Consider the following 13,538-nt stretch of genomic DNA (forward strand, 5'->3'; position numbering starts at 1 on the left):
TTGCACTAAATGTACCAATGCCTTGCCATCACAGCAAGGCATTGAAGTATAAACATGGACAGAAACCCGCATTTTCTTACAGATTCCTAACTTAGATAGGTAAATCTAAACTTTTATCCTACCTAAACCCCCTTTATTAGTTAGTCAACCCAGGTTCATTGCGGAAAATAATCCGGTCATTACCACGATTGATGCCGAAAGTAACAACGGCAGATGGATCTTCATCACCTTTATTTCGCCAATTGTAAATTAACCAAGGTTGAATACCCGTAGACCAACTGCAAGTTACACCATCAGGATTCGCTATATTACCTTGACGCAAGAACAAACGGACTTGCTCTCGGCGACTGGTCGCTTGCCTCGCGTAGATACTTAATGACTCCCCCTTATCTACACTACCATCATCAGAAACAGGGTTTAGTGTATTCGCTAACTTAGCATCACTGACTGCAGGGGTAATCTCAGACCATTCAATATGGTTACACTGCATATTATTACTCGTATCGAAACGACTATTGCTATCTTTAGCATTGAGAACAAAGCTCCCTGCTCGCCAATATTCAATGCTGAGTGGAACCCTTACCGAGTAACCCTGATTTCCACCTACATCTTGCAATCTCATCCGGCCATAACGCACATCGGGTTGTGCTGCTAACAACTGACTGGCCGCTTTAGATATCGTCCCATCTGTACCTGTAACCTTAAATAACGTTGGATCTGTATGATTGCTGTTTCCATCTCCTGAGCTGTCTAATGACAGACTAAGTTCAGTGATGGTCTTCACATCTCCTACCCATGTTGAATTGTATGGACCATCTGGTGTGGTAATTTTGGCTCCCGCTCCAATTCGATTCCACTTAGCATCAGTCCATGAGCGACTCCATATACCTGTTTTATTACCCCAATGACTGGCGTCTAGCTCTGAGTCTAAAATACTCACCCGATCAGATTTATCTCCTCGAAGGTAAAAACTGGCTTTCAATACTTCATCGAAACTACCGTAGTTCTTCGTTTCATCGCCAGTACTGTTATAGGCTTTAACCTCAAAAGCGACTGACTGGAAAGGTTGCCCCATATAAGTAGACCCACCTTGCTGATCAGGAGCAGTCCAAGTCGATTGAGTGATATTGAAGTAATCGGGATAGAAGCGGCCAATACTCTCTTCGTCTTCCACTAAAGATGTAGACTGATAATGTGCATTAGACTTCATCTTCAATGTGCCAACTTCGTTCCAACGCAGTTCCAGAGTCTTCATTCGGTCATTCGTGCTATTTTTATCTGTAGATGCAAACTCGCCAATTAAAGGCGCCGCTAAGTTAGCTAATACTCCACCACTCGGATAGGCAACCTCAAAAGAGGCCGCATATGGCGCGGAGTGCCCTTTTGTATCCGTAAAATAGTTAAATGTTGTCGCTAGTGTACATTCATCAACACCGCTGCTATCGGAATAGACGACAGGCTTGAGAGACGCATTAAATAGATCGCCAGACGGAATAAATGCACCGTTCGCTTCAATTGTCGCGCCTGGGTTATTTTTTGTAGTTCCACCAGCAAGAGACGCTTTAACATCACAAATCGCAATCTTCCAAGGGCGCGATTTAATAGTAAAGCTACCCGTCAATTTGCCACCGCCATCGATTGGGCAACCTGATAATCCGGTACAGTCAAATTTATCATCTGTCAGCGTGACCAAGAACTCTCCAGATTCCGATATTTTAAGCGTATCTTCCCGAGCCCCTTTATCTCCTGAAGTAAAGACTGGCGCATAAGTCAACACACCTTTCTTAGCTAACGTTGGATCCGGTTTTTTGACTTCATAGCTAATGCTTGGTGTCCCGCTATACGTTTCAACTTTAGTTTTACCAGTATCACTGCAAGCAAGAACTGTCGTAGTCACGTCATTATCTTTACCCGCGATAACCGTTTGGTCTGGTACTTCAAACTTAAATGGTACGAACTTAAACTGACTTTTAACGCTCTGACTCGTATCGTCGTCCATCGTCACGCTTAAGTTATAATTCGTCGACAAGCTAATATTACTCGTATTTTTCGGTGTCACTTTTAATTTAAGAACGCCAGAACTGTTTGATGTGAAGTTTGGGTATCTGCCAGAACCAAAACCAGGCTCTGCCGTCACATTAAATCGATTAGCATTTGGATCAACCTCAACGGTGACAGGGAGGCTTTCGGTTTCATCATTGTTGGTCGTGTTAATGGTAAACACGGGCACATCATCACACATTAGCGCAATATCTGTCTCTGGCGTCATTGTGACTTTGTAGTCATCAAACGGTTTGAAGCACTTATTGTCCGTGGCAATAATTTGAGCGTCATTATGCATGTCGATAGACCGTGCAGTAACCGCACCATTCACCGTCGCTTCGTTACTTAATGATACTGCAACTTCACTATATAGCAGCCCTGTAAATTCAGTGCGGGAGTTAAAGTCGACCTGACTACCTGTATATGAGTGCACAAATACCTGTAGTGAGCCCGAACCTGTCTCTTCAAATTTACTCGGACTTGCATCCCTTTCAATTCGGCTACTTAAATTGAGTTGCTGTACATGAATAAGTACCTCTTCCCCATCCGGTATTTCTATCACCCCACCATTATTGATATCGATTTTTTTAACCCAATAGACACCGGATTTAAAAATGGCTTTTGAGCCACGACCAACAGCGAGTGAGCCAATGACTTCATTATTTTCAAAGACGCGAGGTGAAGGTTCATCCCACAATGAAATATCATTCAAAGCGGGGTCAGTTGGTATTTGAAAGCTCTCTAACTCTGGTTTTTCGACCATAAGCCCTGATGAGCCAACGCAGGCCTTTCCATCACAAGCTATGCCCTGGTTGGTTCCGGTAATATCCGCCTGATAAAAACCAACATTTCGGTTACCGCTCGTTACTGGAGACCCGATAATTTTAGTTGCATTATCTAGCAATAGAGACGCCGATGAATTGCCATTCCATGTTTGGGCTGGAGAAGGAAATAGATTACATACCGCTTGAGCTGGTGGCTTCTCAAACATGAAGAATGAAGCGACTTCTTGCTTATGCCTTCGTTCTACATCTTCCATATCTTCTTCAACAATAAAGGCAACTTTATCTTTTTTTACGTCACATCGGCGTAACCACCCACCGTCATTACCATCGCGTGAGTTTTTAGTTCCCACTAATGTTGGTACCGAGTCAAAAGAAGTGGTGTCTGGAAAATTCGTATAAATTGCACAGCCATCAACGATGGGTTGCACCACTTTTTCAGTAAACCCTGTGGTATTTAACGTCGTCGCACTCCCTAACCAAAACTTTAACCCTGAGACATAGCCTTGACCAAGACCCGCAACAAACGCCACTTTTTCATCACTGGAAATATCAATATTTGCCCCAACTTCCGAACGCTCAAGAAACAAATTAAACGAATTTTTAGAAACGTTATCCGCAGCTCCAGTTATCCAGCGAGGCTCACCATCCGCTAATTTGTTATTTTGAGTTTGGATCTCAACCAATACTCCGGGGGCCTCTGACGCGCTCCCCGAAAAAGGGTTGGGGGCTCCAAAGTCGGTATAGTTAATTAGCTGTTTATTACAACCGTTCTTTTTACCACAAGCCGTATTCGTATTGACGCTACCTGCAACGATTCGCGAACCATTACTTAAATCGAGAACCCCGGGCTCAATTACAAAATAATCTATACTCTGCATTGGCGCAGGGACAAAATTGACCGATGAACTTGCTTTCCGATGGGGCGCTATTTTTTGAGAGATAACAGCTTGAGAATTTGTGACATCATGCACTCGAAGAGTAGATGGATACTCTGTGGTTTTCTTTTTGGTTTCTGTTCCTTTATTTGACAAGGATGCATCAATCGTTGGCATCACAAAAACCAATGGCGTTTCACCTGTATAAGTTTTATCAAATGTCAGTACGCAGGTCACTGTCGCATTATCGTGGTCATTGCTGCCATCGCCATTGTGATCATGATCGGTTCCAGTCAAAGAGTTGATCGTACAGGCTGATGAGTCAATTGTGCCAAATTCAAATTTCGGGCTAGTGTTGATTGGACCCGTAGTTGGAATATCGGGCTCAGTGAGATCATTAGAACAAGTAATACTTTTAGTCTCGCTACCTTCTATTTTTAAGTGTGTATCATTTAAACCTTGGAGGTTTGCATAAATAGAACTAACAACCTTCCATACCCCACTCTCCTCATAATGATATGTCAGCACCCCCGTCTTATTATTACCACCACGAGGATGGTTGGCATCATAAGTTAGCCATATATTATGTAGTTTTTCCGGGTTAAGCTCAGGAGAGTCAATTGTTAGACCATCGGTAATTAAAGCACTATTTGATAACAAATTACTCCATAAGGAGACGGATAGAGTTGCACCTGAAGGTTTCGAAGCGGTAATTAACTCCCTAGGGTTGTTGCCACCAATTTGCGCGTAGATCCCAAAATCGCCTGTAGACTGAGAAGATCCGTTAGTGCAATTTTCTGCTGTGAACCCAGCAAAAACACTCGATGAAAATAGGCTGACTGAAACAGCAAATAAGGTTTTCAAATACTGTCGCATATAGCTACTCCTTAACCCAAACTTCTTGCGAACGCTGAACTTGTAATTTTCCGCTACCACACACCGCCGTCGCTTCTACCCGATAAAAGGTTTGACCATCCAGCTCCCCTTTGCCCCCACAAGTTAAGCGAGGAGCGGAACATGGCATATCTACTGACAAACTAGGTGAACTGCCACTAACCGTTGTAGTGCACATTGCTTGAAAAGCAGAAGAGGTAGCTATCTCTGGAATCGGATATAACTGAGTTAGCGCCCATTCATTAGCCGAATGAGCCAACAACCACGCTTGGGTGCCGAGATGCTCACGGGTTTGATTATCACTGTTGGACCAATTCACGCGCGTCAGTGACGAGGCGAGAAAACCCATCACAACGATCACAAAAATAGCGACCACTAATACGCTACCTGACTGTCTTGATTTTTTATGGGACATTGAGCACCTGCACATCTTGTTTGTAAGCACTCTGCTCACCATCTTGTTCGAACAATAAATCGATATAAACTAACCCGCCACGTTGTAATGTCGGCTCTTTATATTTAAATCCGCTAGAAAAATTGACATTATCAGCCACTTGAACACCATTACGAACAATAGAACGTCCGGTGAGTGACATGCAGTAATTTACACGCTCATTGGTATCAACAATATAGAAGCGATTACTAATTGAAGAGCTGTGCAATGTAGCTGTCGCACCCGCTAGAGTATAGATGTTCTCTGTCGCGGTTTGGCCTGAGACATCAATAGACGTATTTTCGCCAAACAGGTCCGCTCTACGAGTAGGGTTGATTGCTAGACGCAAATTTTCAGCTAAGGTATGGTTTGCTGCAAGGTCAGAATTACCAATTAGAAACTGAATATCATCGCCAATTTTGGCATAAAACCCTGAATATTTAATCGGGTAAAAAGAGAGGCATTTTAGGTCAGCTGCCGCGACAGGAACTTCAAACGAGTTTGGCACTGCATGACGAAATTCTCGAGAAAGCTTTTCAATCACAAATTGAGCTTGAGTTTGCATTCTTTGGCGATCAATCGAGTCGGCATAACCTTTGGTGCCTAACTCAACAAAGCCAGCAATGCCAAGTACAATGATCCCACCGACCACCATCGTCAATACCATTTCGATAAGAGTAAAACCACGATTTTTCATCAGTAGTTCCCCTTATAGGCAACGAGTGGATAACTGCCATACTGCCCAGCGGTTACGGATATCTCTATTCGTTTTAAAGCACCAATACCGCCATCGTTATTACCATCCATATTGGCGTCATAGAAGACATCGACTTCAACGCGAAAATTAGGGTAATCACTATTCACTGAACTACCAAAAACATCAGCTAATGGATGTGTTGTAGACGAGATACAGTCGGCTTGAGTGTTATCGGTATACCAGCATCCAATGTAGTCATCAACATCATTGAAGTTTCCAGCATTTGTTTCGCCAGTATCACTCCCCAATGTTGTTGTACATGTTAATCCTTCACTACCAAAACCATCACAACGGCGAACGCCCCCGTCATAATCACTATTATGATCAAAATTACGGGCGAGGATTTGACTCATAAAGCTTTGCCCTAACGCAATCGCACGAGTTTGATAGTGAGGGGCGGCTGAATCACGAATGTTAGGAAATAACAGGCTGGTTAAACTCACCATTGCAATGCCAAGGATCACAATGGCAATAATGCTCTCAATGAGCGTCATTCCGCGTTGATGAGACTTAAGCATAACACTCATAAACACGCCCCTCTTCTCACATAACCTTGGCTATTAATACATACGGAGGTGGTTTCACTGCCGTTTGTTAGGTTAATTGAGACTCCTGCACTTGCAGCATTTAACGGATTTCCAAGCAGATCAAAATCAATAGGGGAAGTGGTTGAAGTGACAGTAACGCCATCAATACGCATAACGTCACCTCGTTCATTGGCTTTTTCTGGTGAGCTTGCAGCAGCGCACCCTTCAGTCGAGCCAATACAGCCATCACTGGCGGTAAGTTGAAAACTCGTGGTTACGGGGCTGATATTCGATTGCATGCGATAAACCTGCAATTGACGAATAATTGAAATGGCTTGTTCTTGCGCGGCATAAGTAGAAAAGCTGCCGACCCCGATATAACGACTGGCGGCATAAGAGGAAACTATCCCGATCAGAATAATCACCACGATAAGTTCAATCAATGTAAACCCCAATCGATTCCCACGCATAACTCAGCCTTTTGAAGTAACTTACTGACTAGTATATAGGAAAGCGATAAAGATGTGAGCGTTATACAGCACTTTGTGTCGAATTATGAGGGGGCAAAAAAAAAGACCAGCCTAGGCTCTAGACTGGTCGATAATAAAAGCTATCAGTTATTTAAGGCATTGCACAGGCTGTTCCTGATGTACCATCAATAACTCGAGATGTCGCTTGAGCTGATGATGTAGCCTGAGTATAACGAACACAACTAACAGTGTACCCTGTAAAACCATAATCAATAGTGTCCGCTACAGGTGTAGTGTTGGTCAAAACATTGAACCCATCAAAATCAAGGGCTGCGCCAATACCAACGGCTGTCGCTTCAGGATAGCCAAAAACAGTCTGAATCGTTACTCCATTTTCGACAATATCAGCATCAGCAATGCGCTCTTCACCTTCAATTGCAGATTTACCATAAACAATACCAGAAGCACCAGCCATTGCACCTTTTAAGCCTTCCAAAGAAGAGTTACGAGCATCATCTTGTAGGTTCAAGAAACGTGGCGCAGCGGTTACCGCTAAAATGCCTAGAATTACAATTACAACCACTAATTCAATTAGGGTGAAACCGCCTTGTTTTTTCATAGTTACTTCTCTCTATGTTGGTTAAAGTTGCAGGGCTACTGCAAAGTTACGGTCACACGACCAGTTTTAATTTCGTACATAAAATTGTGCGCTGTACTGCCCTCTAATTGGGTGTAAGTGCACGTCGAATTCGTATTATCAGCCTTTGCTGAGTATTTATTGTTTGAATCATCAGCCGCGGTGCTTGATTTCGCTACCTTTGGCGGATTCTGCAAAAGATTTTCCATTAAATCGACACAAGCTTGATCATCCACGCTTGTTGGGTAAGAACTAGAATCAGTGTTAATACCATAAGGGTATCCATCACGAAAATCGGTACTCACTCCGCTGTTGCTTTTTGAACGTGTTAGCCAAAAATCAACGCCGTCATAATCAACAGTATTATAGCGTTCATTGCCAATGGTTGCAGATGGGCGAGCTTCCGCTTCCCATTGCGCACGAGCAGAAAGGACACCAGTGGCAAAGCCGCCCGCAATGCCCTCAATGCTGGCTTTTTTTGCTTCATCTGTCACATCGAGAAAACGAGGTAAAGCTGCGGCAGCTAGCAAACCGACAACAACAATAACAACCACTAATTCAACTAAAGAGAAACCCGTCTGTTTCTTGTACATTTTTAACTCACTTCTGTTATCGGTATTGCATATTATACATCGTTCAATTAAGGATGAACATCGGCTTGGAGTCAAAAAATCATAATGACAAAAATTCGACATTCACACTAAAGCGTTCATTTTTTAGCTGTAGGATAATACTCATGTTACTCACATAGCGATATTGGCAGCGGTAACCATTCTGTTCTTTATAAATATTACTTTCTGCGTCATCTATCCCAAGCAATTGTTGTTCCGGATAAAGCAAGTCTAACCAATAAGCACAATCAAGTTTTCCATTCTGAATAGGCAATACCCAACCAGACTCGCTAAACGTAAGCTCATGACGATTAATGGTTAACCTTTCGAGTTGCCCTTTTAGTAGCCACTCTTGTTTATAATAATTCGCCCTTTCGAGTATTCGTTTACTTGCCAAAAATAGAGCGGTATTTTCTGCTTCTTCTTCTACAGGCTTCCAAGCAATCAAAAAACTCATCACGATAATGATAATGGCCAGTAGCCAAATCACAAATCGAGACCGTTGTTCATTATTGGTCATGCTAACCTTTCACCACGTCAAGCATTCCCCACATTGGCAGGAAGATACCAAGAGCAAGCACTAACACCATGCCAGCAACAACCACTAAGAGAATAGGTTCGATTCTGGCGGTTAATGTTTTTAAATCATAATCAACTTCGCGATCATAAAAATCTGCTACTTCTAACAATAGCTCATCAATACGACCCGTTTCTTCGCCTACGCTCACCATTTGAATAACCAGTGGTGTAAAAATCCCGGAATTAATGGCTGTCGAAGAGATGGTACTACCCGCTTCAATTGCTGCTTTCATTTCTAGAATTCTGAGCTCTAAATACCTATTACCCAAGGCTTCTGCCGCTAAGGCTAAAGATTGATTTAGAGGCACACCTGCTTGCAACATCAAGGCGAAGGTACGTGAAAAACGAGACAGTTGTGCCCGATTAATCACACCACCAACGACAGGGGTTTTTAAGCGCATTCGGTCCCATCGCTCTCGGCCACTATCGGTATTCACCCAAGTTTTAAAAGCAAAGATCATTCCAAGCAGCAGACCAATCATCGCCCCCCAATAGTTCACAAAAAAGTCGGACATGCCGATAAGAATTCGCGTCGGCAAAGGCAGTTCAACACCGAATTTACTGAACATGCTGGTAAATTGTGGGATCACTTTCACGTTCAATATAAACAGCGCTACCATAATGAAACTAATAACAAACGTTGGATAACGCATCGCTGTTTTAATTCTTTTCCGAGTCTCTACTTCTTGCTCGTAATAGCCCGCAAGTTGAAGCAAAGCTTGGTCTAAACGACCGGTATTCTCACCAACGTTAACCATAGAGACAAACAGTGAACTAAACACTTTCGGGTGCATCTGCATTGAAGCCGATAAACCACGCCCATTGGTCAGTTCTGCGGTCACCTCTTCAAGCGCATCTTGTAACTGTTTATTGGAACAGTTTTGGCTTAGCCCCTTCATGGAACGTAGGAGTGGAACCCCTGCTTTGGTTAAGCTATACAGCTGACGACAAAAGATCACTAAAACTTCTAATGGAACCGGTTTTCCCATAAGCACAGAGAGATCAACATTAAGGGAGCCGCCCCCCTCTTTAGCTGGTTGGATCGATGTAGGGATGACCCCTTTATTCATCAAAACATCCGCCGCAAGCTCTTCTGTTGATGCGTCAACTTTACCTGAGGCTTTACTACCATCTAAGTTTCGACCTTGATAACGATATGTAGCCATATTTTTTCCTAAATCAAGATAGCATCAGCCATACCTGATGCGTCACCTTCACCAAGGTTCATGACTTCATCAAGGCTGACTGTACCTTCTATCGCCAACTCCATTGCAGAGGCGAGTAAAGGTTTATAGTTTTTAGAAGCTCGTGCCGCTTTAGAGAAAGCAACCGCATCGCTTGAGCGTAAGCTATCCATCATATGTTGCTCTAACTCAAGCATTTCAAAAACACCAATACGACCACGGTAGCCTGTTAGGTTACAGTTTTGACAGCCACGACCTTTGGTAAACGTTTGTTCAACTTGGTTAGGAAAACGGACACTGAGCCACTGCTTTCTTGCCTCATCAATTTGGTCGTCTACTTTGCAGTCTGGGCACACTTTTCTGATCAAACGTTGTGCAACAACAGCACGAACCGCACTGGCAACAAGGTAACCCGGAGCCCCCATATCCATCATACGTAAGGCGCTATCAATCGCATCATTGGTATGGAGCGTACTCAGCACTAAGTGACCTGTTAAAGCCGCTCGCAGACCAATTTCAACCGTCTCGTGGTCACGCATCTCACCAATTAGAATGATATCGGGATCTTGACGTAAAAAAGTTCGAAGTACGGTAGAGAAGTTCAAATTGATCTTACTGTTCACTTGAACTTGGTTGATTCTCGGAAGACGATATTCAACCGGGTCTTCAGCTGTAATGATTTTCTTGCCTGGAACATTCAGCTCAGACAGTGCGCCATATAACGTTGTCGTTTTACCTGAACCCGTAGGGCCTGTTACTAAAATCATGCCATGTGGCCGACGCAGTTGATCCCGCAAACGAGCCAGAAGATCGGCCGGTAAACCAGACTCCTCTAACTTACGTAAACCAGAGGTTTGGTTAAGCAAACGCATTACCACTGATTCACCATACTGAACGGGCATCGTCGACATACGGATATCTACCGATTGGCCTTTCACTCGGATATTAAAACGGCCATCTTGTGGTAATCGTTTCTCCGAAATATCTAAGTTCGCCATCAGTTTTAAACGAAGCACCAACGCTGATGCGATATTCACTTCATTTAATAAAGTTTCATGGAGCACACCATCAATACGTTGACGCAGGCGCAGTACGTTAGAGTCTGGCTCAATGTGTATATCTGACGCCCCAACTTGAATCGCATCTTCAAACAGCGAGTTAATTAGTTTAACAACCGTAACTTCATCACTGTCTTCATCTCCGATATCAAAATCAAAGGCTTCATTAACTTGGTGCTCAGCTTGAAGTTGTTCGGCAAAGGATGCGATATCTTTTGTTCGGCGATAGTAGCGATCAAAGCCTTCTACTAACTGCCTTTCAGGTGCTATGACAAATTCCAGCCCATACTGACCAAGTTGGTCTAATAGTGATTCTTGGGCAAACAAATCCGCAGGATCACTCATCGCAATCCGTAAAGTATCTTGGTTTCGGCCAATAACAAGTGCACGTAATCGTCGGGCATGCACTTCTGGTAGCAGTTGAACTGCATCAATATCAACCGCGGCTCGACTCAAATCAATGAGCGGTAAATCAAGCTGCTGCGATAGGAACATCAACATCTGCTGTTCAGATAAGAAACCAAGTTCGATTAATGTATCACCCAGCTTTTGACCTGTGCTTCGCTGCGCTGACAGAGCTTGCTCAACTTGTTGCTCGGTAATGATCCCCTCTTCAACGAGTAAGTCACCGAGTCTTTTTCTTAACTTAATTTGCACTTGTTGACTCCTGTATTGTGCGCAGAACTTTCATGCGATCACGAACAAAATTTTGAGACTGTTTTGAAATTCCAATAAGGGATAATGCTTGTTGATATGAATTAAACGCTGAGTCAAAATCCATATTGCGCTCTTGTTGAATCGCCAAGCCTAACCACCAGCGACCATTTTCAGGGTCAAGGCCGACAAGCTGTTGATAGCTTTCTAAAGTAACTTCACTTTGCTTAGACTTTTGCCCTAACGCTGCGCGCATTGCAAGATAGCGAATACTAGGGTTTGGTGGTAAATGAATCAGCGGGCTTAATGCCACGTCAGGCTGTTTCTCTTTAATCAGCAACTTACTCAGCCCTAGACGTAGATCTTCGCTATCCGGTGACAATTTTATCCCATACTGAAGTGTATCATACGCTTTACGCGCATCACCTTTACCGTAATATAAGGCCGCTAATTTTTGACGAGCAACTTCATTTTTTGGCGTATAGCGCAATACTTCGGAATAGTTACTCAAAGCCCCATTCATATCGTTACTGTCTAGCGATTTTTTAGCACGACTCAGCGCATTTTGAGCCAAAGCTTCAGGAGTAAGCTCAACTTGCTCCACTACCATTGCCGATGTTGGGGCGGTTTTCACATTGGTTTCTTTCGTTGACTCATTAGCTTTAACAGCACGAGTCGGTTGAGATGACTTACGCTCAGCTATTTGGCTATTTACCAGCTGAACCTTTGCCGACTGACTCTCTACTGATTGAGGCTGATTAATTTTTGCGACATGAATAGGCTTTTGAGATGAAACGCTCACCGATTTCTTTTTCTCGTCATTGACGGGTTCGAAAATGGTCACAGCTTGAATCGTTTTTTCTGGCGTCACAGGCGTGAAATCAGACTCTTTTTTATCAGCCACTTTTTTTTCAGCTAATGTGCGAATATCACTCTCTTTCCCTGATTTAGAGTCGTCACGCAGATTAACCGTATTTTCGGAAGTCACAATCATATCGGATTGCTGAGATACCGCCCATCCACCGACCGCTAAGCTTAGAGAGAAGCCTAACGCAACCCAAACAACAGGCGATCTCGACTTCACTTTATTGACTTGAGCCTTCTCAATAGGAGCCGATAGTGATTGGTCTTTATTCGCTAACTCTGACAGCGCATTGTTCATTGCACTCATGATTTACTCCAGCCCCAAATCAATGGGTTTTTAAACTTAGGCTTAAGCACATCGAAGGTGTCATGCATCGCCGAAAATAGGTGGTGGTTCTGTGTTGAACTACTTTGATCGCAACAAGCCAAGATGAGCGCTTTATGGCAGATTTGATTAATTAATCTTGGAATACCACCAGTAGAGTGCCAAACCGCTTTTTTTTGATTTAAGCTAAATAGCGATGTACTGCCTGATGACTTTTCTAAACGATGATCGATATAAGCGACCGTTTCATCAAGCGAAAGAGGTCGAAGTTTTGCACTGAACGAAATTCGCTGCCTAAACTGCCTCAGGTGGTGTTGAGATAATCGGTCATCGAATTCAGGTTGTCCAAGTAAGATCAACTGCAGTAGCTTTTTCTGTTCGGTTTCTAAATTGCCAAACAAACGTAATGTTTCAAGAGTTTCATCAGTCAGTGCTTGAGCTTCATCTATAATCGCAACCGCGCGACGACCGCTGGAGTGAATATCTATCAATTTAGTTTGGATTTCATCAACGATAGTGGCATCAGGCACTTTCTCTAGCCCTAACTCTTTTGCGACCGCTTGACGCAATTCACTACCAGTCAGAATAGGATTAGGTAAATAAATTAATGCCACATGCTCTTGCAAATGATTGACTAGCATGCGGCAAACCATGGTTTTTCCCGTTCCGACTTCACCTGTCACCTTAATGACACCTTCCCCCATCTGGACTGCCGATATTACAGTTTGAATCGCCTCATAGTGAGGCGCTAAACCATAAAACAGGTCAGTATTTGGGGTTAGGCTAAATGGCTGACAACTAAAACCAAAGTGCGCCTGATACATAATATCTCCACACAGAGG

The 13,538-nt window shown here is 43.3% G+C and carries 12 protein-coding genes; all 12 read right to left on the bottom strand.

The genetic code is table 11. The features are described from left to right. Positions 1 to 136: 136 nt before the first annotated feature. Positions 137 to 4,579, bottom strand: coding sequence for a DUF6701 domain-containing protein (locus tag FCV43_RS05240; RefSeq protein WP_136994202.1), 4,443 nt, complete (start codon positions 4,577 to 4,579; stop codon positions 137 to 139). Between the two features lie 4 nt (positions 4,580 to 4,583). Beyond that, positions 4,584 to 5,012 carry an MSHA biogenesis protein MshP gene (locus FCV43_RS05245; protein ID WP_136994203.1) on the bottom strand — a complete coding sequence of 143 codons (429 nt, stop codon included), beginning with the start codon at positions 5,010 to 5,012 and terminating at the stop codon, positions 4,584 to 4,586. Then, positions 5,002 to 5,727, bottom strand: coding sequence for a PilW family protein (locus tag FCV43_RS05250; protein ID WP_017051176.1), 726 nt, complete (start codon positions 5,725 to 5,727; stop codon positions 5,002 to 5,004). The genes FCV43_RS05245 and FCV43_RS05250 overlap by 11 nt, the downstream gene beginning before the upstream one ends. Continuing rightward, on the bottom strand, positions 5,727 to 6,314 hold the full coding sequence (locus FCV43_RS05255; RefSeq protein ID WP_136994204.1) for a type IV pilus modification PilV family protein: 588 nt from the start codon (positions 6,312 to 6,314) through the stop codon (positions 5,727 to 5,729). The genes FCV43_RS05250 and FCV43_RS05255 overlap by 1 nt, the downstream gene beginning before the upstream one ends. Further along, complete coding sequence (locus tag FCV43_RS05260; protein WP_136994205.1) at positions 6,311 to 6,784, bottom strand: prepilin-type N-terminal cleavage/methylation domain-containing protein; 474 nt, start codon at positions 6,782 to 6,784, stop codon at positions 6,311 to 6,313. The genes FCV43_RS05255 and FCV43_RS05260 overlap by 4 nt, the downstream gene beginning before the upstream one ends. Positions 6,785 to 6,935: 151 nt before the next feature. Beyond that, a complete protein-coding gene (locus FCV43_RS05265) occupies positions 6,936 to 7,403 on the bottom strand; it encodes a type II secretion system protein (protein WP_136994206.1) in 468 nt (155 codons plus the stop codon). Between the two features lie 35 nt (positions 7,404 to 7,438). Further along, a complete protein-coding gene (locus tag FCV43_RS05270; RefSeq protein ID WP_136994207.1) occupies positions 7,439 to 8,014 on the bottom strand; it encodes a prepilin-type N-terminal cleavage/methylation domain-containing protein in 576 nt (191 codons plus the stop codon). Positions 8,015 to 8,093: 79 nt separating this feature from the next. Further along, on the bottom strand, positions 8,094 to 8,552 hold the full coding sequence (locus tag FCV43_RS05275; protein ID WP_136994208.1) for an MSHA biogenesis protein MshF: 459 nt from the start codon (positions 8,550 to 8,552) through the stop codon (positions 8,094 to 8,096). Position 8,553: 1 nt separating this feature from the next. Beyond that, a complete protein-coding gene (locus FCV43_RS05280) occupies positions 8,554 to 9,777 on the bottom strand; it encodes a type II secretion system F family protein (protein ID WP_017051182.1) in 1,224 nt (407 codons plus the stop codon). Between the two features lie 8 nt (positions 9,778 to 9,785). Then, positions 9,786 to 11,510, bottom strand: a complete 1,725-nt coding sequence (locus FCV43_RS05285; protein WP_017051183.1) for a GspE/PulE family protein — start codon at positions 11,508 to 11,510, stop codon at positions 9,786 to 9,788. After that, complete coding sequence (locus tag FCV43_RS05290) at positions 11,500 to 12,678, bottom strand: tetratricopeptide repeat protein (protein ID WP_136994209.1); 1,179 nt, start codon at positions 12,676 to 12,678, stop codon at positions 11,500 to 11,502. The genes FCV43_RS05285 and FCV43_RS05290 overlap by 11 nt, the downstream gene beginning before the upstream one ends. Beyond that, positions 12,675 to 13,520 carry an ExeA family protein gene (locus FCV43_RS05295; RefSeq protein ID WP_017051185.1) on the bottom strand — a complete coding sequence of 282 codons (846 nt, stop codon included), beginning with the start codon at positions 13,518 to 13,520 and terminating at the stop codon, positions 12,675 to 12,677. Before FCV43_RS05295 ends, FCV43_RS05290 begins: the two co-directional genes overlap by 4 nt. Positions 13,521 to 13,538 lie beyond the last annotated feature (18 nt).

The organism is Vibrio genomosp. F6 (assembly GCF_005146325.1).
Taxonomy (GTDB): domain Bacteria; phylum Pseudomonadota; class Gammaproteobacteria; order Enterobacterales; family Vibrionaceae; genus Vibrio; species Vibrio cortegadensis.